This window comes from Amycolatopsis sp. NPDC059657 (assembly GCF_042734395.1).
In the GTDB taxonomy this organism is placed as follows: Bacteria; Actinomycetota; Actinomycetes; order Mycobacteriales; family Pseudonocardiaceae; genus Amycolatopsis.
This window is the reverse complement of record NZ_JBHWEB010000081.1, coordinates 21,179-44,886: the sequence shown is the minus strand read 5'-3', so window position 1 is coordinate 44,886 and position 23,708 is coordinate 21,179. Positions and strand designations below refer to the sequence as shown.

Genomic DNA, 23,708 nt, shown 5'->3' with positions numbered 1-23,708 from the left:
CGGTTAGAACCGCCCGCAACGCTCACGAGCTTTTCAGCCTTCGCACCGTCTCTTCGTACCCCGCCACCAGTTCGGCCATGACCTCGGCGACCGGCCGCACACGATCCATCCGCCCGACGATCTGCCCCACCGGCATCGACACCACCGTCGGGTCGTTGGCCGCGTGAATCCGGTTGTGCGCCGGGGAAACCAGCAGATTCTGCAACGGCATCGGCAACGGCGCCGGAGCGTCCGCAGCGGACCACGCCTCGGTCCACCGGGTCTTGAGCAGCCGCGCGGGCTTCCCGGTGTAGATCCGGGTCCGGACCGTATCGGAAGACCCGGCCTTGACGAGTGCCTCCTGCATCGCCTCGGAGCCCGCCATCGTCTGCGCGTATTCCTCGGTCGCGAGCCAGAACGAGCCCATCCAGACACCGACGGCGCCGAGCGCGAGCGCGGCCGCGACCTGACGGCCGGAGCCGATCCCACCCGCCGCGAGCACCGGAACCCGGTCGCCCACGGCGTCGGCGATCTCCGGCACCAGCACCATCGACGCGATCTCGCCGGTGTGCCCGCCCGCCTCATATCCTTGCGCCACAACGATGTCCACGCCGTTTTCGACGTGACGCACCGCGTGCTCGGCCTTACCGGCGAGCGCGGCGACCGGCACCCCGTGCGCGTGGCACTGCTCGATGACGTCCACCGGCGGCGAGCCCAAAGCGTTGGCAATCAAGCGGATCGGGTGTTTCAGCGCGACCTCGACATGCGCACGCGCGACCGAATGCAGCCAGCCGAGCACACCGGCGCGCCCGTCGACCTCCTCGGGCAGCGGCGGCACGCCGAGTGCGGTCAGCGTCCGGTCGACGAACTGCCGGTGCTCGTCGGGAATCATCTTCGCGAGGTCGACCGACGTGCCCTCGGCGGGAATCTTCGCGGGCATCACGATGTCGACGCCGTACGGCTTGCCGCCGGTGTTCTCGTCCATCCAGTCGAGCACCCGGTCGAGTTCGGCCGCGTCGTTGAAGCGGACGCAGCCGAGCACGCCGAGCCCGCCCGCTCTGCTGATCGCGGCCGCCACGTGCTCGGACGGGGTGAAGCCGACGATCGGCACATCGATACCGAGCCGGTCGCACAATGAGGTCCGCATGGGGTCAGCTCCTGGCGGGTTCATGCGTGCGCGCGAACTCCTGCGCCCACGGGTAATCCGGTTTACCGCTCGGCGTCCGGCCGACCTCGTCGGCGAGCCAGAGCGTGCGCGGCACCTTGTATCCGGCGACCTCGGTGCGCACATGCGACTCGATCGCGTCGAAGTCCACGGTGACGCCGGACCGCAGTTGCAGCACGGCCGCGACGCGCTGGCCGAGCCGGTCGTCGGGGATGCCGATGACGAGCGCGTCGAACACGTCGGGGTGCGACTTCAGCGCGCCTTCGACCTCCTCGGGGAAGACCTTCTCGCCGCCGGTGTTGACGCACTGGGAGCCACGGCCGAGCAAGGTGACCGTGCCGTCCTCCTCGTACCGCGCGTAGTCGCCGGGGATGACGTAGCGGACGCCGTCGACCTCCGCGAAGATCTTGGCGGTCTTCACCGGGTCCTTGTAGTAGCCGAGTGGCACGTGCCCGCTGCGCGCGATCCTGCCCACCGCACCGGGTTTCGGCTCGACGATGGCGCCGTCGTCGTCCAGCAGCGCGGCCTCGTCGCCGAAGTTCACCCTCGGCCCGGCGGAATGGTCGGCCTCCTTGTTGACCAAACCCATTCCGGTGAACCCGCTTTCGGACGAGCCGATCGCGTCGGTGATGACCACATTCGGGAGCATGGCGAGGAAATCCTGCTTGACGCTCTGCGAGAACAGCGCCGCGTGGCTTGAGAGCGCGATGAGCGAGGACGCGTCATAGTCGCCGGCGCGGTAGGCGTCGACCAGCGGTCGCGCCATGGCGTCGCCGACGATCGTGAGGACCTGGACCTTGTGCTTCTGCACGGCCTTCCAGACCTCGTCGGGGTCGAACTGCGGCACGAAGACCACCGGGCCGCCGCCGAAGAGCGCGCCGAAGGTCGCCCACTGCGCGGCGCCGTGGATGAGCGGCGCGGCGGGCAGCCGGACGAGCGCGCCCGCCTTCCCCTGCTCGGCCTGCGTCCACTCGTCGGCGAGGTGCTCGCCGGTGACGAAGTTGATCCCGCCGCCGAGCGTGCGCCAGATGTCCTCGTGGCGCCAGAGCACGCCTTTGGGGTAACCGGTGGTGCCGCCGGTGTACAGGATGTACAGATCGTCGGCGCTGCGCTCACCGAAGTCGCGTTCCGGCGAACCCTCGGCCAGCGCGGTCTCGTAGGAGATGCCGTCCGTGCCCTCCGTGCCGTCTTCGATGACGACAACGTGTTTCACTTTTGGCGTCTCGGGCAGCACGGCCGCGACCTTGTCGGAGTACCGCCGTTCGTGTACGAGCGCGACGAGATCCGCGTTGTCGAACAGGTACTTGAGTTCGGCGTGCACGTAGCGATAGTTGACGTTCACCGCGATCGCGCGCAGTTTGTAAGCGGCGAACATGGTTTCCAGCGCTTCGATGGAGTTACGGGAATAGACCCCGATGTGGTCACCTTGCCCGACTCCGTGCGCGGCGAGGTGGTGGGCGAGCCGGTTGGCACGCGCGTCCAGCTGGGCGAAGGTGACCTGGCGGTCACCGCAGCTGACAGCGATGCGATCCGGCACGGCGTCGACGGCGTGCTCGAGGAGATCCGCGATGTTGAGTGCCACCCAGCCAAAGTAGAACATGTTATCGTTTTGGGCAATACACAAGGAGGTGGCCGAGTGGCCGACGCACTCGTCGAACAGCAGGGGCACACCCTCGTCGTCACGATGAACCGGCCCGAGGCCAGGAACGCGCTGACCGGGGAGATGCTCGGCATCATGGTCGAGGCGTGGGACCGGGTCGACCAGGACGACGAGATCCGCGCGTGCGTGCTGACCGGCGCGGGCGGGGCGTTCTGCGCCGGCGCGGACTTGAAGTCGATGTCGCGCAACTCCCCCGCGGAATCCCACAAACGGGGGACGTTCGACCCGTCGCGCATCGAGGGCCTGTTGAAAGGCCGCCGTCTCACCAAGCCGTTGATCGCCGCCGTCGAGGGCGCGGCGATCGCGGGCGGCACGGAGATCCTGCAGGGCACCGACATCCGCGTCGCGGGCGAAAGCGCGAAGTTCGGCGTGTCCGAGCCGCGCTGGGGCCTGTTCCCGATGGGCGGCTCGGCGGTACGGCTGCCGAGGCAGATCCCGTACACCGTCGCGGCGGACCTGCTGCTCACCGGCCGCCACATCACCGCGGCCGAGGCCAAGGAGATCGGCCTCGTCGGCCACGTCGTCCCGGACGGCACGGCGCTGGACAAGGCGCTCGAACTCGCGGGCATGATCGCCGCGAACGGCCCGCTCGCCGTCCGGGCCATCCTGCGCACGATCCGTGACACCGAGGGCATGCACGAGGAGGAGGCGTTCAAGCTCGAGTCGCAGTACGGCATCGCCGTCTTCGCGAGCGAGGACGCGAAGGAAGGGCCGCGCGCGTTCGCCGAGAAACGCAAGCCGGAGTTCCGGGGTCGGTAACGAACTGTGGCGAAAAGGTGCGCGGTGAGCCGCTCACCGGCAATCATGGGCGCATGGCGATCCGGCGGGGGTGGGTGGCGGGGCTACTGGTGCTGACCACGCTTGCTTCGTGCGCGCAGCCCCAGGGCAACCCGGCCCAGGTCGCGGTCAGCCCGGTCCTGAACGAACTCGCCCCGTTACACCCGGTGATCGAATGCACCAGCGGCGAGGCGGCCGACGACACGCCATGGCATCAGGTCTACCTGACCATGGCGTCGCACCCGGACCCCGAGCCCGCGCTCCGGCGCGCCGCGGCCCGCTTCCGCTACCAGCTCGAGACCGACACCGAGACCATCGCGAACCTGAAGAACCTCCCGGACGCGACCCATTTCTGGCACTACCCCACCGGCGACGACGAGTTCCACGCGACGTGGAGCTACCTGCGCGGCGCCACGCACGGCCGCACGCTCGGCATGGTCATCGCCCGCGACGGCAACTTCAACGCCGCCTGCCAGGACGGCACCCGCTCCGAACCCGTCCCGCTGGGGAAGGCACTGGTCATGCTCTCCATGGCCTTCCCCAAACGCTCGTGAGATCAGATGGCCGTGGTCGGCCAGTAGGGGTCGCGGAGGCGGCGCTTGTAGAGCTTTCCGTTGGGGTCGCGGGGAAGTTCGGCGAGGTAGTCGATCGAGCGCGGGAGCTTGAACTTGGCCAGGCGGGTGCGGGCGTAGGCGAGTAGCTCCTCGGTGAGGGCGTCGCCGGGTTCGACGCCCTCGGCGGGCTGGATGACCGCCTTGATCTCCTCGCCCCAGTCGGGGTGGGGGACGCCGAAGACCGCCACGTCGCCGACCTTGGGGTGGACGGCGAGTTCACCTTCGATCTCGGCCGGGTAGATGTTGACGCCACCCGAGATGATCAAGTCGGCCTTGCGGTCGTGGAGGTAGAGATAGCCGTCCTCGTCGAGGTGGCCGACGTCGCCGAGGGTGAAGAGGTTGCCGACGCGGGCCTTTTCGGTCTTTTCGCGGTCCTTGTGGTACTCGAAGGTCGCGTCGCCCATGCGCATGTAGACGGTGCCGATCTCACCGGCGGGCAGCTCGTTGCCGTCGTCGTCGAGGACCTTGATGACCGACCCCGGCCACGGCAGGCCGACCGAGCCCGGTTTGCGCAGCCAGTCGGTGCCGTTGATGACCGTGCCGCCGCCCTCGGTCGCGGCGTAGTACTCGGTGACGACCGGTCCCCACCAGTCGAGCATCCGGCGCTTGACTTCTAGGGGGCACGGCGCGGCGCCGTGGATCATCACGCGCAGCGAGGACAGGTCGTATTTCTCGCGTACGTCGTCGGGCAACGCCAGCAGCCTGCGGAACTGCGTGGGCACCATGTGGCTGTGGGTGACCCGATGCTTTTCGATCAGGCTCAGCATGTCTTCCGGGTCCCAGCGGTCCATCAGCACCACCGCATGGCCCAGCTGCAGGGAAATCCCGACGAAGTTGAGCACCGCCGTGTGATAGAGCGGCGAGCCGCACAGGTGCACGTGGTCGTCGAACGGGCCGAGGCCGAAGATGCCGAAGAACCAGGTCGACGCGTACGGCACCGCGTCGGGGTCGGCGCCGCTCAGCGGCCGTCGGACGCCTTTCGGGCGGCCCGTGGTGCCCGAGGTGTACAGCATCGGCGACCCCGCCGTCCGGCGTGCCGGGCGACCGTCGCCCTCGCCCGCGCCGAGCTCTTCGATGCGCTGAAAGCCCTCGATGTGACCGACCGCGAACCGCCCGCCTGCCGGGATGCCGGCCTCGTCCGCGGCCGCGGTGGCGACGTCGGCGAAGCGTTCGTGCGCGAGGAAGGCCTTCGCGCCGCTGTCGGAGAGGATGTACGCGACCTCGGGGCCGATCAGGTGCCAGTTCACCACCACGACGTACAGCCCTGACTGGATGGCCGCGAAGTACGCGGCGAGCATCTCCGGGCAGTTGGGCTGCAGCACGACGACGACGTCACCCGTCTCCAGGCCGATCGCCTGCAGGCCGCGCGCGTAGGCGTTGGCCGTGGCGACGAGTTCCCCGTAGCTCACCTCCGCGCCGCCGGGGCCGACGACGGCGACCCGCTCCGGCTGCCCCGCCGCGATGTTCCACAGTCCGAACGTCTCCGTGGTGGTCGTCATACCCCGAATCTAGAACGCGTTCCAGTTCAGATCAAGGCTCCGGGCGTGGATCGCTTGCCGCCCGAACGAGAACGTGTTTCACTGCGAAGGTGACCGCACCGCTCTCCGCGCCGCTGGACATCGGCTTCGACTACACGCGCTCGGTCGGCCCCGTGCTCGGCCGCTTCGTCAACGGGTTACGCGAACGCCGCATCGAAGGCGTCCGCGGCAGCGACGGGCGGGTGCACGTGCCACCGGTCGAGTACGACCCGGTGACCGCCGCCCCGCTCGACGAGTTCGTCACCGTCGCGGCGGAGGGCACCGTCGTCTCCTGGACCTGGATGGCGAAACCCCTTGAGGGGCAACCACTTCAGCGCCCGTTCGCGTGGGCGTTGATCCGGCTCGACGGCGCCGACACCACGTTGCTGCACGCCGTCGACGTCAGCCAGGACGCCATCCACACCGGACTGCGCGTCCGCGTCCGCTGGGCCGACGAGCTCGTCGGCCACATCCGTGACATCGCGTACTTCGTCCCCGCCGGCTCCCCCGACACTGAACTCACCGAGCCGCCGCCCCCGGTGGCGAAACGCGAAGAGGGCGCGCCGGTCAGCATCGTGATCACCCCGGTGCACCTGCACTACCAGCACTCGGTCTCCCCCGAGGAAAGCCGCTACCTGCGCGCGCTCGGCGAAGGCAGGCTCATCGGCCAGCGCTGTCCCGCGTGCGAGAAGGTCTACATCCCGCCGCGCGGCGCGTGCCCGACCGACGGGGTGCCGACCACAGACGAGGTCGAACTGCCGGACACCGGCACCGTCACCACGTTCTGCATCGTCAACGTGCCGTTCCTCGGCCAGCGCCTGAAACCGCCGTACGTCGCCGCGTACATCCTGCTCGACGGCGCGGACATCGCGTTCCTGCACCTCGTGCTCGGCTGCGACGCGTCCGAGGTCCGGATGGGCATGCGGGTCCGCGCGGCGTGGAAGCCACGCGAGGAATGGTGGACGTCGCTGGAGAACATCAGACATTTCGAGCCGAGCGGCGAGCCCGACATGCCGTACGAGTCGTTCGCACACCACCTGTGAGGTCACGATGAACGTCGCTGTGGTGGGCTTCGCGCAGGCCCCGCACGTCCGCGCCACGCCGGGCACGACCAATGGCGTGGAGATGCTCGTGCCCATCTTCGCCGAGGTGTTCAAGAAGACCGGATTGTCCAAAGAGGACATCGGATTCTGGTGCTCCGGCTCATCGGACTACCTGGCAGGGCGGGCGTTCTCGTTCATCGCCGCGGTCGACGCGATCGGCGCGTTCCCGCCGATCCACGAGTCACACGTCGAGATGGACGCCGCGTGGGCACTGTACGAGGCCTGGCTGAAGATCCGGATGGGTGAGGCCGACACGGCGCTCGTCTACGGCTTCGGCAAGTCGTCGGCCGGGCAGCTGCGGCGCGTGCTGTCGTTGCAGCTCGACCCGTACACGGTCGCTCCATTGTGGCCTGACTCGGTGAGCATCGCGGCTTTGCAGGCCCGCCTCGGCTTGGACGCCGGGTTGTGGACCGAAAAGGACATGGCCGAGGTCGCCGCCCGCATCGGAAAGTCCGATCCGGACGGTCCTTTCGTCGCGGATCCCTTACGGGCACACGACATCGCGCCGATCACCGACGGCGCTTCGGTGGTCGTGCTGGCGTCGGAGGAACGTGCACGAGACCTGGTGGACCACCCGGCGATCATCTCCGGCATCGAGCATCGCGTCGACTCGGCCGTGCTCGGCGCCCGCGACCTGACGCGCTCGCCGTCGACCGAGATAGCCGCGAACGCGTTGGATCTGGACGGCGTCGAGCTCGCCGAGCTGCACTCACCGTTCACGCATCAGGAACTCATCCTGCGGTCCGCGCTCGGTCTGGGCGACGACGTGCGGATCACGCCATCCGGCGGCGCGCTGGCAGGCAACCCGATGTTCGCGGCGGGACTGTCACGCATCGGCGAGGCGGCGTCGGCGATTCTCGAGGGCACAGCGACGAAAACACTCGCGCACGCGACCAGCGGACCCGCCCTGCAGCAGAACCTGGTCGCCGTTTTGGAGGCTCGATGAGCAAGCAGCTCGCCGCGGTGCTCGGCACCGGGCAAACGCACCATCGCGCCAAGCGGACCGACGTGTCGATGCCCGGCCTGCTTCGCGAAGCGATCGACCGCGCCATGCTCGACGCGCAGGTCGGCTGGGACGACATCGACGCGGTAGTGATCGGCAAGGCCCCCGACCTCTTCGAGGGCGTCATGATGCCCGAGTTGTTCCTGGCGGATTCCCTTGGCGCGGTGGGGAAACCGCTCCTGCGGGTGCACACGGCCGGGTCCGTCGGCGGTTCGACCGCACTGGTCGCGACCTCGCTGATCCAGTCGGGGGTGCACCGCCGGGTACTGACGGTGGCCTTCGAAAAGCAGTCTGAGTCCAACGCGATGTGGGGCCTGTCCATCGCGGTCCCCTTCCACATGCCGGTCGGCGCGGGCGCGGGCGGCTACTTCGCCCCGCACGTGCGCTCGTACATCCGCCGCTCCGGCGCACCCGAGCACATTGGCGCGATCGTAGCGGCGAAGGACCGCCGCAACGGCGCGCTCAACCCGTACGCACACTTGCGACAGCCGGATGTCACCGTCGAATCCGTGCAGGCGTCCCAAATGCTGTGGGACCCGATCCGCTACGACGAGACCTGCCCATCCTCGGACGGCGCCTGCGCGATGGTGCTCGGCGACGAGGCGGCAGGCGACGCCGTCGAGGGCGGCGCGGCGTGGATCCACGCGACGGCCATGCGCACCGAGCCGACCACCTTCGCCGGCCGCGACCAGGTCAACCCCCAGGCGGGCCGCGACGCGGCCAAGGCATTATGGGCCGAAGCAGGCATCACCGACCCGATGTCCGAAGTGGACGCCGCCGAGATCTACGTACCCTTCTCGTGGTTCGAGCCGATGTGGCTGGAAAACCTGGGTTTCACGGCCGAAGGCGAAGGCTGGAAGGCGACCGAGGCCGGTGACACGGCTTTGGGTGGACGGCTTCCGGTGAACCCTTCCGGTGGCGTGCTGTCGTCGAATCCCATCGGGGCTTCGGGGATGTTGCGCTTCTCGGAAGCCGCGAAGCAGGTCATGGGCCGCGCGGGCGACTACCAGGTCGACGGCGCGCGGATCGCGCTCGGGCATGCTTATGGCGGTGGCTCGCAGTACTTCTCGATGTGGGTGGTCGGGGCGGCCAAGCCAGGGTCGTGAGTGGTACGGCCGGTTCTAACCGGCGAAAACACTCACGAGCCTAGAAAAGCAGCGGGCCCGCGGCTTTGAGGGTGCGCAGGACCGGGGCGGTCTCGAGGGTGCGGATGGCGTCGAGTGCGCCGAGACGATAGGTGAGGTAGTGGTGCAGCGCGCCGGGATCGGCGCACAGGGCGTGCGCCATGAGGTTGGTCGGGCCGGTGGTCGCGGCGACGAAAGCGAGTTCGTCGTGCTGGGCCAGCGTGGTGCCGACCGCGTCGAGCCGCGCCGGGGTGACGGCCATCCAGAGCAGCGCCTCCGTGGTCGCGCCGAGCAATGCCGGGTTGATCTCGACGTCGAAGAAGAGTTCGCCGGTCGATTGCAACGCGGCGAGTCTGCGAGCGACGGTGGCCGAGGACCAGCCTGTGGCCCCAGCAAGGTCCGCGAGGCTGGTGCGCCCGTCTCGGCCGAGTGCCGTGAGCAGGTCGCGGTCTGTTTCCGCGAGCGCTCGATCGCCGGGGTGCACCTCGAGCGCCAGTTGCTGTTGCTGCTCTTCGGTGAGGCCTTTGAGGTGACCCGGCCACGGGGTCGGGCCGCCGCGGTAGGCGTGCAGGATGTAGTGCGCCGACACCGACGTGATGCTGGTGGCGCGCGGAATGTCGTGGAGCAGCAAGGGGTTTCCGCTCGCGGCGCCGGTGTCGACGACGGTGACGATCTCGGTGCCACCCGAGGCGAGTTTCACCCAGGACGTGTCGTCACGCCTGGCCAGTGCGAGCGCGAGGTCTTGCGCGGTGTGCGGGCTGGCGGTGAGCCTGGCGAGCCAGCGCGTCTGGCCGGCGCGATGTGGCTCGCCCAGGCCGACGACTCGCATGCCGTGGTCGGCGCGCAGGCGCTGGTACCTGCGGGCGATGGTCTGGGTGGACACGCCGAGTACCTCGGCGATCCGGCTGAACGAGGCACGGCCGTCGAGCTGGAGCGCGTGGATCAGGCCACGGTCGAGGTCGTCGAGCATGCACATATTCTGCATTCAGACCGTCCCGTATGGAACAAATCGACAAATCTGCTTCTGCGAGTGGAACGAAGTGCAAGCTCTCGGCAGGCTCGCCGCATGATGAATTCCAGGCGCGGGGCGGCGCTGGCCGTCCTGCTGACCGCCGAGGCGATGAACCTGCTCGACGCGACGATCGTGCAGGTCGCCGCGCCGGCGATCGACGCGGATCTGCGCGGCGGGGGCTCCGCCATCCAGTGGTACAGCGCCGCGTACACGCTGCCGTTCGCGATCCTGCTGATCACCGGCGGACGGCTCGGCGACTTGATCGGGCGCAAGCGGATCTTCCAGATCGGCGTCGCCGGGTTCGTGGTCACGTCGCTGTGCTGTGCGCTCGCCGGGTCCGCGGGGCTGCTGATCACCGCGCGGGCGTTGCAGGGCGCGGCGGCCGCGTTGATCATTCCGCAGACGATCGGGTTGATCCGCTCGATGTTCGCCGATCATGAGCTGTCCAGGGCGTTCGGCTGGATCGGGCCGGTCATGGGGTTGTCCGCCGTCTGCGGACCGCTGCTCGGTGGGATGCTGACGCACGCCGACCTCTTCGGTTCGTCGTGGCGTGCGGTGTTCCTGGTCAACCTGCCGCTCGGGCTCCTGGTGCTGGCCGCGAGCCCGCTGCTGAGCGAGGACAAGGCCGTGCATCGGCCGCGATTCGACTTCGCGGGCACGGTACTGGCGAGTCTGGGCACCGGACTGATCGTGTATCCGCTGATCGAAGGTGATCCACTGTGGACCGTCGCGGGTGTCGGGGTGCTCGTCCTCTTCGGACTGCACCAGCGGCAGCGGTCACGGCAAGGCCGGAGCCCGCTCGTCGAGATGAGCCTGTTCCGCGATCACGGGTTCCCGGCCGGGCTGGCGACCGCGTTGCTGTTCTTCGCCATGGTGACCGGGTTTACGCTGGTCGTGGCCTTGCAGGTGCAGCTGGCCGAGCACCGCGACGTGCTCGCCGCCGGGCTGACGCTGGTGCCGTGGTCGGTGGGCGCCGGCGTGGCCTCGGTGGTCTCCGGCAGGCTGCTGGTTCCCCGGTTCGGGAGCAAGGTGCCGTTCGCGGGGCTCGCGATCGTGCTCGCCGGGCTGCTCGGCTACGCGCTGGGCGCGCCCGCGCTGCTGGTGTGCGGGCTCGGGCAAGGGTTGTTCACGTCGGGGTTCTTCACCGCGACGCTGCGCCGGGTCGGCCCGGCCGAAACCGGGTCGGCCGCCGGCCTGCTCAACGCCGTCCAGCAACTCGGTGGCGCGGTCGGGATCGCCTTGCTGGGCAACGTTTTCCTGACCTACGGTGTGACGGCGGCATGCTGGGTCGCCGGCGCGTTGCTGGTCGGGACAGTGGTCACGGCCGTGGTGCTGACCCGGCCAACGGGATCAGCGCCGAGCCGTCGTCTTCCGGAAGTTCAGGCTCGGCGGTGACGAACAGGCCGGTCCCGCGGAAGTCGATCTCGCTGCCCCCGAGTGTCGCGACGAACGCGGTGTCCGCGGCGTCGCGGCCGGTGGCGACGCGGACCAGGCTTTGCCTCGGCGCCAGGCGGGTCGCGTCGAAGACGTACCAATAGCCGTCGATCGCGGCTTCGAACACGGCGTGGAAGTCCATGGGGGACAGTCCAGGCGCGTAGACCGAGACGTAGCGCGCGGGGATGTCGATCACCCGGCACAACGCCACGCAGATGTGCGCGAAGTCCCGGCAGACGCCCTCCCCCGCGAGCAATCGGTCGACGGCGTCGTCGAGCGGGCTGCCCGCACCGACCACATAGGACATCCGGTCGTGCACGTACCGGACGATGGCGTCGACCTTGGAGCGGTCGTCGGCGAGCGTGCCGAACTCCGCCATCGCGAAGCCCATGCGGTCGGTCGGGCAGTACCGGCTGGGCCTGGTGTAGATGGCGAGGTCGGCGGTGGTGAGAGACTGGGGTTCAGCGGGCTTTATCTCGCACTCGGCCTGGTAGCGCAGCGAGAAATCCCTGGCAGGCAAGTCGAAAACGTGCGTGCGGGTGCCGTGGGCGAAGTCGACGACCTCGGGCGCGAAGCCGTCGGAGAGCGTCAGTTCCTCTCGGTCCGCGCCCGCCGCGGCCGCGAGGGTGAACGCGACGCGGCCGGGCACGGTGACCGTCAACGCGACTTCGGCATCGATCAGGCAGCGCATCCACCCATGCTAGGGCATACTTCTCGCGCCCTAGGCGTACCGGACCTGGTAGTGCTTGATGCCGTTGAGCCAGCTCGACCGGAGCCGGTCCGGCGGCGCGAGTTCGGTGATGTTCGGCATGGCGTCGGCGATGGCGTTGAAGATCAGGTCGATCTCCAGGCGGGCGAGGTTCGCGCCGATGCAGTAGTGCGAGCCGGTGCCACCGAAGCCGACATGCGGGTTGTCTTCGCGGAGGATGTCGAACTTCTCCGGCTGGTCGAAGAAGTCCGGGTCGAAGTTCGCGGAGCTGTAGAACATGCCGACGCGGTCGCCCTTGCGGATCTTCTGGCCGCCGAGCACGGTGTCGCGGGTGGCGGTGCGCTGGAACGCGACGACCGGGGTGGCCCAGCGGACGATCTCGTCCGGCGCGGTCTTCGGGCGCCGCTCCTTGTAGAGCTCCCATTGGTCGGGGTGATCGAGAAACGCTTTCATGCCATGGGTGATCGCGTTGCGCGTGGTCTCGTTGCCCGCGACCGCGAGCAGGATGACGAAGAAGCCGAACTCGTCGGAGCCGAGCGACTCACCGTCCACATCGGCGTGGATGAGCTTGGTGACGATGTCGTCCATCGGGCATTTCCGGCGCTCCTCGGCCATGTTCCACGCGTAGCCGACGAGCTGGGCCGACGCGGCGAGCGGCTCGAGTTCGTACTCGGGGTCGTCGTAGGCGACCATCTGATTGGACCAGTCGAACAGCTTCATGCGGTCTTCCTGCGGCACGCCGATGAGTTCGGCGATCGCCTGCAGCGGCAGTTCGCACGCGACGTCGGTGACGAAGTCGCCGGAACCCTTGGCCTTGGCCTCGGCGACGATCCGGTGGGCACGGTCGCGCAGCGCGTCTTCCAGCTTGGAGATCGAGCGCGGGGTGAAGCCCTTGGACACGATCCGGCGCAGCTTCGTGTGCTGCGGGGCGTCCATGTTGAGCAGCACCAGGCGGTTCGCGTTCATCCGGTCTTCGGTCATGGTCTCGGCGAAGCGGATGATCGCGGTCTTCTCGGCCGACGAGTACAGCTCGCTGTCGCGCGAGACCTCTTTGACGTCTTCCAGCCGCGTCACCACCCAGTAGCCGTCGTCACCGAAACCCGCGGTGTTGTGGGGCTGCGGGTTCCACCAGACCGGGGCCGTCTGCCGCAGTTCGGCGAACTCCTCGAGCGGGAGCCGATGCGCGTAGAGGTCGGGATCGGTGAAGTCGAAACCGGCGGGGATGAGCGGTGCGGCCACGGGACCTCCTGGTCGACGACGCTGTCCGGACTCAGTTGGAACACGTTCTAAAGCCGATTGAAGCATACGGCGTTAACCAAGGGAAGCCCATCAAGTGAACGGGGTTTACTTCCTCGATTCGGAGCGGAAACTCCAGGTAGACGCCGATCTGCCCGCTTGGCGGTTGACCAGGTGATTCCTTGCACTAAATTAGAACGTGTTCTACTCTCGACTAACTGAGAGTAAGCGGACGAGGAGGTACCCGTGGGCGATCCGGTCATCGTCGATGCCGTGCGCACCCCCATCGGCAAACGCGGCGGCTGGCTGTCCGGCCTGCACGCTGCGGAACTGCTGGGCGCCGCTCAGCGTGGCGTGCTCGACCGGTCCGGGCTCGACCCGGCACTCGTCGAGCAGATCATCGGCGGCACCGTCACCCAGGCAGGCGAGCAGGCGGGCAACATCACGCGCACCGCGTGGCTCCACGCCGGGCTGCCGGCGACCACCGGCGCGACCACGATCGACGCGCAGTGCGGCTCGGCCCAGCAGGCGACCCACCTGATCGCCGGACTGATCGCGGTGGGCGCCATCGACATCGGCATCGCGTGCGGCGTCGAGGCGATGAGCCGGGTGCCGTTGGGCGCGAACCGTGGCACCGAAGCTGGCGCGCCTCGGCCGGACTCCTGGTCGATCGACATGCCGAACCAGTACGGCGCGGCCGAGCGCATCGCCGCCCGCCGCGGCATCACGCGCGCCGACGTCGACGCGTTCGGCGTCGCGTCACAGGCGAAGGCGGCCGCAGCGTGGTCCGCCGGGCATTTCGACCGCGAGATCGTGCCGGTGAAAGCCCAGGAACAACTGGTTTCCCGCGACCAAGGCTTGCGCGACACGACCATGGAGGGACTCGCGCGCCTGAAGCCGGTCATGGAAGACGGCGTACACACGGCGGGAACGTCTTCGCAGATCTCCGACGGCGCTTCGGCCGTGCTGCTGATGTCGTCGGCCAAGGCACGTTCGCTCGGCTTGCGCCCACGGGCGCGGATCCGGGCTCAGGCGCTGGTCGGCGCGGAGCCGTACTACCACTTGGACGGGCCCGTTCAGGCGACCGAGCGAGTGCTCGCGCGCGCCGGGATGACGATCGGCGACCCGGATCTGTTCGAGGTCAACGAGGCTTTCGCGTCCGTTGTCCTTTCGTGGCAACGGGTTCACGCGCCCGACGAGAGCCGGGTGAACGTGAACGGCGGTGCGATCGCGCTCGGGCATCCGGTCGGCAGCACCGGGGCCCGGCTGATCACGACGGCGTTGCACGAACTGGAACGCCGTGATGGGAACACCGCGCTGATCGCGATGTGCGCGGGCGGGGCCATGGCCACCGGCACGGTCCTGGAACGGCTGTCATAAAACCCCGAATGTGGCTTTCGTCAGATGAGACCTGACGAAAGCCACATTCGGGGTAACGCGAGCCTTGGGTGTAGGGGAGGGCCCGGCACTCGGGGGAGAGGGTGAGTGCCGGGCCCAGTTCAGGGGATGCCTTATGGCGTGGGCGGTTTGGTCGGGGTCAGGGTGATCACGACGCGGCGGTAGACCTGGATGTTGCCGGTGGCGCTGTCCCAGGTGATGTGGCCCTTCTGGAAGTCGCTGCGGCGGCCGCCGGGGATGTCGTACTCGTTGCTGGTCGGGTAGCCCAGCTCGGACTTCTCCCAGCCCATGCTGGCCCACTTGTCGCGGATGGCGCCCATCACGAAGTAGGCGCCGGTGCTGGGCGACCAGTAGATGGACATCATGCGCTCGGGGTTGTAGTGCACGAACTGGCCGACGCCGTCGGGGCAGACGGTCTGGTCGACGGCCAGTGTCGCCGGGCTGCCGTTGATGTCGAAGCGGCCGAGTGAGTCGAAGACCGGGATGATCGCGCCGGAGAGCATGCGGGCCTCGCCGCGGTCGGCCTTCCAGTAGAGCCTGCCGTTGGCGTAGTCGCGGTGGCGGACGCCGTTCTCGACGACCTCGGCCGACTTCGGGTTGCCGATCTTGGCACGCAGCGCGTCGTCGTTGTACCAGCGCAGGATCAGCGGGGTGGAGATGATCGGATCGGGGTCGACCACGTTCCAGGTCGCGTCGGCCTTGTAGACGTCGAGGTTGCCGTCCCACCAGTTCGCGCCGCTGTCGTTCGCGGCCCAGAGCGAGCCGTTGATGTGACGCAGGAACCGGCCCGGCAGCGCCTTCGACTCCAGCGAGACACCGGAACCGGTCAGCCCGGCGCGGGGGCACCAGGTGGCGTCGTTCTTGAACTGGTCGGAGCCGTCGCTGGCGTGCAGCTTGACACGCATGTCCTGCTGGCGCAGGTAACTGCCGACGTGCTCGGCCGACTCGAACGAGTAGCAGGCGGGGTCGGCCAGACCGGAGACGGTCTTCCAGGTCGCCTCGCCGAGCTTCGCCTCACCGGCGGTGCCGGGGGTGCCCGGCGTGATCCAGGCGTCGCCGCCACCGCTGCGGACGTACCAGCCCTTCACGCCCGGTGTGGTCGTCATCAGCGACTGCGCGAGGACCGCGTACTGGCCTTCGCTCAGGAACTTCGTGACGTCGGCAGGCGTGCCGGCGAGCGCCGCGGCCGCGGCGGCGACCAGGCGCGGGCGGATCCGGCTCTGCTCGGCCTTGGCCTTGATCTCGCGGACGAGCTGGCGGTCCGCCTCTTCGCGGGCGGCCTTTTCCCTTGCGGCGTCACGCTTGTCGGCGTCGTAAATGCCGGTGTCGATGAAGGCCTTCCACGCGGCGGGGTCACTGCTGCGCAGCGCCGCGTTGGCGGCGTTGGTGACCTCGATGTGGCGCGGCTGCGACAGCTCGGCGGTGGTCAGCAGCTGACGGATGAAGTTGTCGTCGGTCAGGTTCGTCCACGATTCCGGCGCGGTGATCGCGAGGAGCGCGGCGGCGTTCTTCTTCGCGAGCTGCGCGGCCAGGATGCGGGCCTTCTCGGCGTCTTCCAGCTTCGCCTTCTCGATGGCGTCGCGCTGGTCCTGGGTGTGCAGGGTGTAGATCGTGGTGGTGATGAACGTCTTCCACGCGGTGGCGTCGCCGCCCCACGCGTCGCCGGCACCGGCCTTGACCTTGGGGCCGGTCGAGCGGCGCCAGACCTGGTAGACGAAGTTCTGGTCGTTGCCGTCGAGCATCGCGGCGTCGGCGGTGATCTCCGCCCAGGCCGCGGCCTTCTGGCGGGCTTCACGCGCGAGCCTGGCCTCGTCCTGGCGGCGCGCGTACTCGATGCGGTCGCGGTCGGCGAAGTCGAAGACGCCGGTACGGATGAACGCGGTCGCGTCCGGCGCGTCCGCGTGATCGACCATGACGCGGTAGACGCGGTACGCCTCGGCCTTGGTCTGCGGGAACTTGTCGGCACTGATCCTGTCGTAGACCTTGAAGACGAAGTTCTTGTCGGTCAGCATCAGCCATTCGTCGGTCGCCTCGCCGACCTCGATGGCGCGCACGGCCTTGACCTTCTCGACGTCCGACGCCTCGGCGAGCGCGGTGGCTCCCGCGTCCGGGCTCTCCTGCGGAATGGACGGCGGAGGCGGCGGTGCGGCGACGGCCGCATGGCCCGCCGTCGGCGCGACGAGTCCGGCCAGCGCGGCGGCGGTGACCACGGCCGCGCCTACGCGCACGGACCAGCCACTGGTGTTCACAGTTCTTCGCATACCCCAGATACCTTTTTCAGTAGGTGTGCAACCCACCGGGAGAACCAAGGGCATGGCAAAGCGACGACGCGCTCGAATACACAAAAGCCCCCAGTAGCCCCAGTGCCGGTATCTACCCCAGTGAGATCCCGGCTTGGGAAAGCTAACCCGCCGCACCACGCAACCGCAAGTGCGTCACGGAAAAGTTGACCTTTGAGGCACTAAAGGAATGGGTATTCCCCGCGAAGGGTTTACGAACGTGCCGACATTTTCAGGAAAGTTCCGTGCGGATCACCGGCCCGTTCCCCGGCCTCGCGAACCGCACGCGCGGGCGCCCCGGTGCCCACCGCTCGACCCACAACGTGTCCGTGTCGACCCAGGTCAGCACGGCCTCGGTGAGATCGAGCCGGAACAGGTGACTCGGCTCGGCGTCGGCGCCGACCACCGACTTGAGCTCCTCCCAGTCGGTGATCTCCACCGCGACCCCGGCGATCTTCGCGTCTCCCCCGTCCTCGACGCCGGGATAGGCGTGGATCGCGAACCGCCCGTCCCGCTGGAGATCCCGCGCCTTCACCGCGTTCAGCATCGACCCGATGAAGATGTCCTGACCGTGGAAATCCACCTCCGATCCGCTCACCCTCGGCGAGCCGTCGGCCCGCAGGGTCGCGAGCACATGTGACTTGTCCGCCAGGAACCGGGCGAGAACCTTCTCCGCCAGTTCCGGCGCTTCCTCCGTGAACCGCTGCCAAGTAGCCATGGGACGAGCATGGCATCCGGCACCGACAGTTTCCGGTCAGCGGGAGTTGGTCCAGGTCGAGGTGCGGTCCGGGCCTGGGCGCTTCACGCGCCGTAAACGGGCTCGGGGGCGGGGGCGCCCGCGATGAGACGTTCGACTACCGGACCGAGCTCGGACGGCTCCCAGCGGGCACCCTTGTCCTCCACCACGCCATGCCGCCACGGGTCGGCCAGCGACACCCGGCCACCGTCCACTTCGAACACCCGGCCGGTGACGGCCGCCGACTCGGCACTGCCCAGCCAGACCACCAGCGGTGACACGTTTTCCGGTGCCATGGCGTCGAAACCGCTCTCGGGCTTGGCCATGTTCTCCGCGAAGGCGACCTCGGTCATCCGGGTGCGCGCGGCGGGCGCGATCGCGTTGACCGTGATGCCGTACCGGCCGAATTCGGCGGCCGCGTTCACGGTCAGCCCCGCGATCCCGGCCTTGGCCGCGGTGTAGTTTCCCTGCCCGACGCTGCCGAACAGTCCCGCGCCGGAGCTGGTGTTGATGATCCGAGCGTCGGGCCGCCGTCCGGCTTTCGACTCGGAGCGCCAGTACGCCGCCGCGTGCCGCATCGGGGCGAAGTGGCCTTTGAGGTGGACGCGGACGACGGCGTCCCACTCGTCCTCGGAGAGATTGACGAGCATGCGGTCACGCAGGAAACCGGCGTTGTTGACCAGGACGTCGAGCCTGCCGAACGAGTCCAGCGCGGTGGTGATCAGGTTTTCCGAGCCTGCCCAGTCGGCCACGTCGTCGGTGTTGGCGACCGCTTTTCCGCCCGCCACCTCGATTTCCTTGACCACCGTGGACGCCGGATCGAGGTCGACGTCGTTGACGACCACCGACGCGCCCTCGCTCGCGAACGCCAGCGCGTGCGCGCGTCCGATGCCCCGGCCCGCGCCGGTCACGATGACGACCCTGCCTTCGACGATCACTCGGCCTCCTTGTTCGCCGCCGCGAGAAACGCGGGCACCTCGCCGCCGCCATGCACCTTGAGCGTCGCCCCGCTGACATAAGAAGCCAAGGGGGAAGCCAAAAATACCGCGCACGCGCCGATCTCGTCCGGTTCGGCCAACCGTCCCAACGGGACGGTCTTGGCGACCTCGACGCCGTCGCCGTAGTGCAGCTGGGACAGCTCGGTCTTGACCATGCCGACGTCGAGCGCGTTCACCCGCACCTTGGGTGCCCACTCGACGGCCAGGCTCGCCGTGAGGTTGTCCAGCCCGGCCTTCGCCGCACCGTACGACGCCGTGCCGGGCGACGGCCGCGTCGCGCTGACGCTGCTGACGTTGACGATCGCGCCGCCGGATTCCTGCTGCTGCATAACGACATTCGCCGCACGGGCGACGGTCAGCGGCGCGAGCAGGTTCAACGCGACGATCTTGCTGTGGAAGCGCGGTGACGCCGTCGCCGCGTCCGCGTACGGCGCGCCGCCCGCGTTGTTGACCACGACGTCCAGCCGTCCGTACCGGTCGACGATGGCCGCGATCAGCTCGTCCACCTGCTCCGGTTCACGGACATCGCAGGTGAAGAAGTCTTCGGCGTCGTCCGGCGGGGTGCGTCCGCAGATCGGGACGTGGGCGCCCGCACGCAGGAAGGCCCGCCTGATCCCGGCGCCGACCCCGCGCGCACCACCGGTGACCAGCACGACGGCGTCGTCGAGCCGGAGCTGGAGAGCTGTACCCGAGTCGTGCACCCTGCTAACGTACCAAGCAAGTGCTAGGTTTGGTAACCCGTGAGGACACCGATGCCGGTCATCACCCAGCAACCCGAATCAGGGATCACCGTGGTCACGGTCGACGCTCCCCCGGTCAACGCCCTCACCGTGCGTGGCTGGTTCGACCTGGCCGAAGCCGTCCGCAAGGCGGGCGAGGACCCGGCGACGCACGTCGTCGTGCTGCGCGCGGAAGGCCGGGGGTTCAACGCGGGCGTCGACATCAAGGAAATACAGGCCGACCCCGGCTATGGCGCGCTGATCGGCGCGAACCAGGGCTGCGCCGCCGCGTTCGCCGCGGTCTACGACTGCGCGGTGCCGGTGATCGCGGCCGTGCACGGCTTCTGCCTCGGCGGCGGGATCGGGCTGGTCGGCAACGCCGATGTCGTGGTGGCCAGCGAAGACGCCACGTTCGCGCTGCCCGAAGTGGACAGAGGCGCGCTCGGCGCGGCCACCCATCTCGCGCGGCTGGTGCCGCAGCATCTGATGCGCGCGCTGTACTACACGGCGGGCACGATCGACGCCCACCAGCTGCATCACCACGGCTCGGTCTACGCGGTCGTGCCGCGCGCCGACCTCGACGAGACGGCGCTGGGCGTCGCCAGGCAGATCGCGGCGAAGGACACGCGGGTGATCAGAGCGGCGAAACAGGCGATCAACGGCATCGACGTGCAGCCGGTGCACCGCAGCTACCGCTTCGAACAGGGCTTCACCTTCGAGCTCAACCTCGCGGGCGTCTCGGACGCCGCGCGGCAGGACTTCCTGGACGGTAAGTGATGGACAAGCGGATGACCGTCGACGAGATGGTCGGCGAACTCTCGGACGGCATGACGATCGGGATCGGCGGCTGGGGCTCGCGGCGCAAGCCGATGTCCTTGGTACGGGCCATTTTGCGGTCCCCGCTGAAAGACCTGACCGTCGTTTCCTATGGCGGGCCGGACGTCGGGCTGCTGGTGTCGGCCGGGAAGATCCGGCGGCTGGTCTTCGGGTTCGTCACGCTCGACTCGATCCCGTACGACCCGTGGTTCAGCCGAGTCCGCGAGGCCGGTCAGATCGAGGTCACCGAGTACGACGAAGGCGTGCTCGGGACCGGTCTTTCGGCTGCGGCGCAACGGCTTCCGTTCCTGCCGACCCGCGCGGGCCTCGGGTCGGACGTGCTGACGTTCAACCCCACGCTGCGCACGGTCCGCTCCCCCTACGACGACGGCGAGGAACTGCTGGCCGTGCCCGCACTGCGGCTCGACGCGGCGCTGATCCACCTGAACCGGGCCGACGCGCGGGGCAACGCGCAGTATCTCGGGCCGGATCCGTACTTCGACGAGCTGTACGCGCTCGCCGCCGATCGCGTGTACGTGTCGGTCGAGAAGGTCGTCGAAACCGCGGAACTGACCCGAACCGCGCCGGTGCAAAGCCTGCTGCTGAACCGGGGTTTCGTCCATGGCGTGGCGGAATCACCGCGCGGCGCGCACTTCACCACCGCCGTTCCCGACTACGGGCGCGACGAGCGGTTCCAGCGGCATTACGTCGACTGCGCCAAGGATCTCGACGCGTGGCCGGGGTTCGTGGACCGGTTCCTGTCCGGCGATGAGGCCGGTTACCAGGCCGAGGTCGCCAAGTTCGAGGAGGCAGCGTGATCCGCGCCGATGTGGCCGTCGCCGCGTGCGCCGACCTGTTCAGGGGCGACGGGGAGATCGTCGCCAGCCCGATGGGGTACATCCCCGCTTTGGGTGCCCGGTTGGCGCGGCTCACCTTCGAACCGGACCTGCTGCTGTCCGACGGCGAGGCGTACCTGCTCGACGCCGACGGGACGCTCGAAGGCTGGCAGCCGTTCCGGAAGGTGCTCGACACCGTGGTGCCACGCGGAAAACGGCATGTGGTGATGGGCGCGAACCAGATCGACCGGCACGGCAACCAGAACATCTCCGCCATCGGCGAGCACGCCCAGCCGAAGCGGCAACTGCTCGGCGTGCGCGGCGGGCCGGGCAACACGGTCAACCACCGGACGAGCTACTGGGTGCCGCGGCACAGCACGCGCATCTTCGTCGACCAGGTCGACGTCGTGTCGGGTGTCGGGTACGAACGCGGTGCGGGGCAACGGTTTCACGACGTATACCGGGTGGTGAGCAACCTCGGGGTGATCGACTTCGGCGGGGCCGATCACGCGCCGCGCCTGCTCTCGGTGCACCCTGGGGTGACGGTCGACGAGGTGGTCTCGGCGACCTCCTTCGAGCTGGATGTTTCGGGCACTGCCGAGACTCGGACGCCCACCGACGAGGAACTGCGGCTGATCGACTCACTCGACCCGAAGTCGTTGCGGGACAAGGAAGTCCCGTCGTGAAGACGGCGTTGACCTCGCTGGTCGGCGTCGAGCACCCGGTCGTGCAGACCGGCATGGGCTGGGTCGCCGGGCCACGCCTGGTCACCGCGACGGCCGAAGCGGGCGGCCTCGGCATCCTGGCTTCGGCGACGATGTCGTTCGACGAGCTCGCGGCCGCGGTCAAGGAGGTCCGCGGCCGCACGGACCGGCCGTTCGGCGTCAACCTGCGCGCGGACGCCCACGACGCCGAGCGCCGCATCGACCTCCTGATCTCGGAAAACGTCCGCGTCGCGTCGTTCGCGCTCGCCCCTCGCCCGGAGATGATCGCGCGGCTGAAGGAACACGGGATCGTGGTGATCCCGTCGATCGGCGCGGCCAAGCACGCCGCGAAGGTCGCGTCCTGGGGCGCCGACGCGGTGATCGTGCAAGGCGGTGAAGGCGGCGGCCACACCGGCGGCGTAGCGACGACGTTGCTGCTGCCGTCCGTGCTGGACGCGGTCGACATCCCGGTGATCGCCGCGGGCGGCTTCTTCGACGGCCGGGGGCTCGCGGCGGCGCTGGCCTACGGCGCGGCCGGGGTCGCCATGGGCACCCGGTTCCTGCTGACCCAGGAGAGCACGGTCCCGGACGCGGTCAAGCAGGAGTACTTGCGCCGCGACCTGGGCGGCACGGTCGTCACCCGCAAGGTCGACGGCATGCCGCACCGGGTGCTGCGGACCGAGCTGGTCGACGCGCTGGAGTCCTCGCGGACCGGCACCGTGCGCGCGGTGCGCAACGCCATCCGTTTCCGCAAGCTGACCGGCGTGTCGTGGCCCGCGCTCGTGCGCGAAGGCATCGCACTGCGCCGGGAGCGCACGTGGTCGCAGGTGATCATGGCGGCCAACACCCCGATGCTCCTGCGCGCGGGCCTCGTCGACGGCGACACCCGGGCAGGTGTGCTGGCGTCCGGCCAGGTCGCGGGCCTGCTCGACGACCTGCCGACGGTGGCCTCGCTGGTCGGCGGGATCGTCGCCGACGCCGAGCGGATCCTCGCTCGTTTGGCCGGAAATCCTTGTGGTTGACTTGATTCATGATCCCGGTGACCGGCGGTGAGCTGCATGTGAGTGTCACCGGCGACGGCCCCCCGCTGCTGCTGATAGCGGGTGGGCTCGGCGCCGCCGACGCGTACCGGGCGATGGCGAAACACCTCGACGGCCACACCATCGTCAGCTACGACCGCCGAGGCCATTTCCACAGTTCAGACCACACTTCGGGGCCCATCCCGGTCACCCGCCACGCCGATGACGCGTTCGCCGTCCTCGACCACCTCGCACTCGGCCCGGTGAGCGTCTTCGGCAGCAGCGCGGGCGCGCTGATCGGCCTCGACCTCGTCTCCCGGTACCCGGCGGCGGTGTCGACGCTGGTCGCCCACGAACCGCCCGCCGTCCAGCTCATGCCGGACGCCCAGGCGTGGCTCGAGGACGTCGCCCAGCAGGTCCGGCTGGCCCGTTCGGGTGACCTGATGGCCGCCTTCACCCGCTTCGTCGGCGGCATCGCGGGCGCGGCACTGCCCGACCTGCGCGCGGTCCGGCTGCCGAACGAGAAGGAATGGCAGTTCCTCTTCGACCGCGAGATCACGGAGTTCTTCGACTACCTGCCGGATCTGCGCGCCCTGCGCAAGTCGCACGTGGACATCGTGCCGACCGCCGGGGTGGGAAGCCGGGGCCGGTACCACTACCAGCCCGCGAAGGTACTCGCACTCGAACTCGGCCTGCCGTTCGTGGAGTCACCTGGGGCACATCTGGCGCCACAGCGGAACCCCGCGGAATTCGCGGTCGCCCTGCGGGAGTTGCTGTCGTGAGTGTTCCCGACGGTTAGAACCGTCGGGAAACACTCACGGACTTCATCGGCACGCTCACCACCCTTTTCGAGGCGGTCTTCTGATATCT

At 68.9% G+C, this 23,708-nt stretch carries 22 protein-coding genes; 12 read left to right on the top strand and 10 right to left on the bottom strand.

Going from position 1 to position 23,708, the window contains the following annotated elements; genetic code table 11:
- Positions 1-22: 22 nt before the first annotated feature.
- Both ACFV15_RS33410 and ACFV15_RS33405 read right to left on the bottom strand, forming a co-directional pair.
- Positions 23-1,126, bottom strand: a complete 1,104-nt coding sequence (locus ACFV15_RS33410; RefSeq protein WP_378355431.1) for an NAD(P)H-dependent flavin oxidoreductase — start codon at positions 1,124-1,126, stop codon at positions 23-25.
- Positions 1,127-1,130: 4 nt separating this feature from the next.
- Positions 1,131-2,726 carry an acyl-CoA synthetase gene (locus ACFV15_RS33405; protein WP_378355429.1) on the bottom strand — a complete coding sequence of 532 codons (1,596 nt, stop codon included), beginning with the start codon at positions 2,724-2,726 and terminating at the stop codon, positions 1,131-1,133.
- A 54-nt stretch (positions 2,727-2,780) separates the two neighbouring features.
- Between ACFV15_RS33405 and ACFV15_RS33400 the strand changes: the two genes are divergently transcribed.
- Complete coding sequence (locus ACFV15_RS33400) at positions 2,781-3,563, top strand: crotonase/enoyl-CoA hydratase family protein (protein WP_378355427.1); 783 nt, start codon at positions 2,781-2,783, stop codon at positions 3,561-3,563.
- A 53-nt stretch (positions 3,564-3,616) separates the two neighbouring features.
- A complete protein-coding gene (locus ACFV15_RS33395) occupies positions 3,617-4,135 on the top strand; it encodes a hypothetical protein (RefSeq protein ID WP_378355425.1) in 519 nt (172 codons plus the stop codon).
- Positions 4,136-4,137: 2 nt separating this feature from the next.
- On the opposite strand, the gene ACFV15_RS33390 is transcribed toward ACFV15_RS33395, so the two are convergent.
- Positions 4,138-5,694 carry an acyl-CoA synthetase gene (locus ACFV15_RS33390; protein ID WP_378355423.1) on the bottom strand — a complete coding sequence of 519 codons (1,557 nt, stop codon included), beginning with the start codon at positions 5,692-5,694 and terminating at the stop codon, positions 4,138-4,140.
- 89 nt (positions 5,695-5,783) lie between these two features.
- Between ACFV15_RS33390 and ACFV15_RS33385 the strand changes: the two genes are divergently transcribed.
- The 3 genes from ACFV15_RS33385 to ACFV15_RS33375 are packed head-to-tail and all read left to right on the top strand — an operon-like array spanning position 5,784 to position 8,924.
- The gene (locus tag ACFV15_RS33385; RefSeq protein ID WP_378355421.1) at positions 5,784-6,755 is read left to right on the top strand and encodes a Zn-ribbon domain-containing OB-fold protein; all 972 of its coding nucleotides are present in this window, start codon (positions 5,784-5,786) and stop codon (positions 6,753-6,755) included.
- Between the two features lie 7 nt (positions 6,756-6,762).
- Positions 6,763-7,761: a thiolase domain-containing protein gene (locus ACFV15_RS33380; protein WP_378355419.1), complete on the top strand. Its 999-nt coding sequence runs from the start codon at positions 6,763-6,765 to the stop codon at positions 7,759-7,761.
- The gene (locus ACFV15_RS33375) at positions 7,758-8,924 is read left to right on the top strand and encodes a thiolase domain-containing protein (RefSeq protein ID WP_378355418.1); all 1,167 of its coding nucleotides are present in this window, start codon (positions 7,758-7,760) and stop codon (positions 8,922-8,924) included. The genes ACFV15_RS33380 and ACFV15_RS33375 overlap by 4 nt, the downstream gene beginning before the upstream one ends.
- Positions 8,925-8,964: 40 nt before the next feature.
- Here the strand turns inward: ACFV15_RS33375 and ACFV15_RS33370 are convergent, their stop codons facing one another.
- A complete protein-coding gene (locus tag ACFV15_RS33370) occupies positions 8,965-9,918 on the bottom strand; it encodes an Lrp/AsnC family transcriptional regulator (RefSeq protein ID WP_378355416.1) in 954 nt (317 codons plus the stop codon).
- A gap of 90 nt (positions 9,919-10,008) precedes the next feature.
- On the opposite strand from ACFV15_RS33370, the gene ACFV15_RS33365 reads away from it, so the two are divergent.
- Positions 10,009-11,349: an MFS transporter gene (locus ACFV15_RS33365; RefSeq protein WP_378355414.1), complete on the top strand. Its 1,341-nt coding sequence runs from the start codon at positions 10,009-10,011 to the stop codon at positions 11,347-11,349.
- Here the strand turns inward: ACFV15_RS33365 and ACFV15_RS33360 are convergent.
- Positions 11,273-12,079, bottom strand: a complete 807-nt coding sequence (locus ACFV15_RS33360; protein ID WP_378355412.1) for a transglutaminase family protein — start codon at positions 12,077-12,079, stop codon at positions 11,273-11,275. The genes ACFV15_RS33365 and ACFV15_RS33360 overlap by 77 nt on opposite strands.
- Positions 12,080-12,109: 30 nt before the next feature.
- On the bottom strand, positions 12,110-13,336 hold the full coding sequence (locus ACFV15_RS33355) for a cytochrome P450 (RefSeq protein ID WP_378355410.1): 1,227 nt from the start codon (positions 13,334-13,336) through the stop codon (positions 12,110-12,112).
- 243 nt (positions 13,337-13,579) lie between these two features.
- On the opposite strand from ACFV15_RS33355, the gene ACFV15_RS33350 reads away from it, so the two are divergent.
- Positions 13,580-14,713 (top strand): steroid 3-ketoacyl-CoA thiolase, encoded by a 1,134-nt coding sequence (locus ACFV15_RS33350; protein ID WP_378355408.1) that lies wholly within the window; start codon positions 13,580-13,582, stop codon positions 14,711-14,713.
- A 131-nt stretch (positions 14,714-14,844) separates the two neighbouring features.
- On the opposite strand, the gene ACFV15_RS33345 is transcribed toward ACFV15_RS33350, so the two are convergent.
- The 4 genes from ACFV15_RS33345 to ACFV15_RS33330 all read right to left on the bottom strand — a co-directional run bounded on the left by ACFV15_RS33345 (position 14,845) and on the right by ACFV15_RS33330 (position 19,445).
- Entirely contained in the window at positions 14,845-16,992 is a 2,148-nt protein-coding gene (locus ACFV15_RS33345; RefSeq protein ID WP_378355406.1) for an AbfB domain-containing protein, read from the bottom strand.
- Between the two features lie 250 nt (positions 16,993-17,242).
- Positions 17,243-17,728 carry a pyridoxamine 5'-phosphate oxidase family protein gene (locus ACFV15_RS33340; protein ID WP_378355404.1) on the bottom strand — a complete coding sequence of 162 codons (486 nt, stop codon included), beginning with the start codon at positions 17,726-17,728 and terminating at the stop codon, positions 17,243-17,245.
- An 83-nt stretch (positions 17,729-17,811) separates the two neighbouring features.
- On the bottom strand, positions 17,812-18,681 hold the full coding sequence (locus ACFV15_RS33335) for an SDR family oxidoreductase (RefSeq protein WP_378355442.1): 870 nt from the start codon (positions 18,679-18,681) through the stop codon (positions 17,812-17,814).
- Entirely contained in the window at positions 18,681-19,445 is a 765-nt protein-coding gene (locus tag ACFV15_RS33330) for an SDR family oxidoreductase (protein ID WP_378355402.1), read from the bottom strand. Before ACFV15_RS33330 ends, ACFV15_RS33335 begins: the two co-directional genes overlap by 1 nt.
- Before the next feature lie 51 nt (positions 19,446-19,496).
- On the opposite strand from ACFV15_RS33330, the gene ACFV15_RS33325 reads away from it, so the two are divergent.
- From ACFV15_RS33325 to ACFV15_RS33305, 5 genes are read left to right on the top strand one after another with little or no spacing between them, the layout of a single operon-like run.
- Positions 19,497-20,240, top strand: a complete 744-nt coding sequence (locus ACFV15_RS33325) for an enoyl-CoA hydratase family protein (RefSeq protein WP_378355440.1) — start codon at positions 19,497-19,499, stop codon at positions 20,238-20,240.
- On the top strand, positions 20,237-21,097 hold the full coding sequence (locus tag ACFV15_RS33320) for a CoA transferase subunit A (RefSeq protein ID WP_378355400.1): 861 nt from the start codon (positions 20,237-20,239) through the stop codon (positions 21,095-21,097). The genes ACFV15_RS33325 and ACFV15_RS33320 overlap by 4 nt, the downstream gene beginning before the upstream one ends.
- Entirely contained in the window at positions 21,094-21,801 is a 708-nt protein-coding gene (locus ACFV15_RS33315) for a CoA-transferase subunit beta (RefSeq protein ID WP_378355398.1), read from the top strand. The genes ACFV15_RS33320 and ACFV15_RS33315 overlap by 4 nt, the downstream gene beginning before the upstream one ends.
- Positions 21,798-22,841: an NAD(P)H-dependent flavin oxidoreductase gene (locus ACFV15_RS33310; RefSeq protein WP_378355397.1), complete on the top strand. Its 1,044-nt coding sequence runs from the start codon at positions 21,798-21,800 to the stop codon at positions 22,839-22,841. Before ACFV15_RS33315 ends, ACFV15_RS33310 begins: the two co-directional genes overlap by 4 nt.
- Before the next feature lie 8 nt (positions 22,842-22,849).
- Positions 22,850-23,620, top strand: coding sequence for an alpha/beta fold hydrolase (locus tag ACFV15_RS33305; RefSeq protein WP_378355395.1), 771 nt, complete (start codon positions 22,850-22,852; stop codon positions 23,618-23,620).
- Positions 23,621-23,708: the final 88 nt, after the last annotated feature.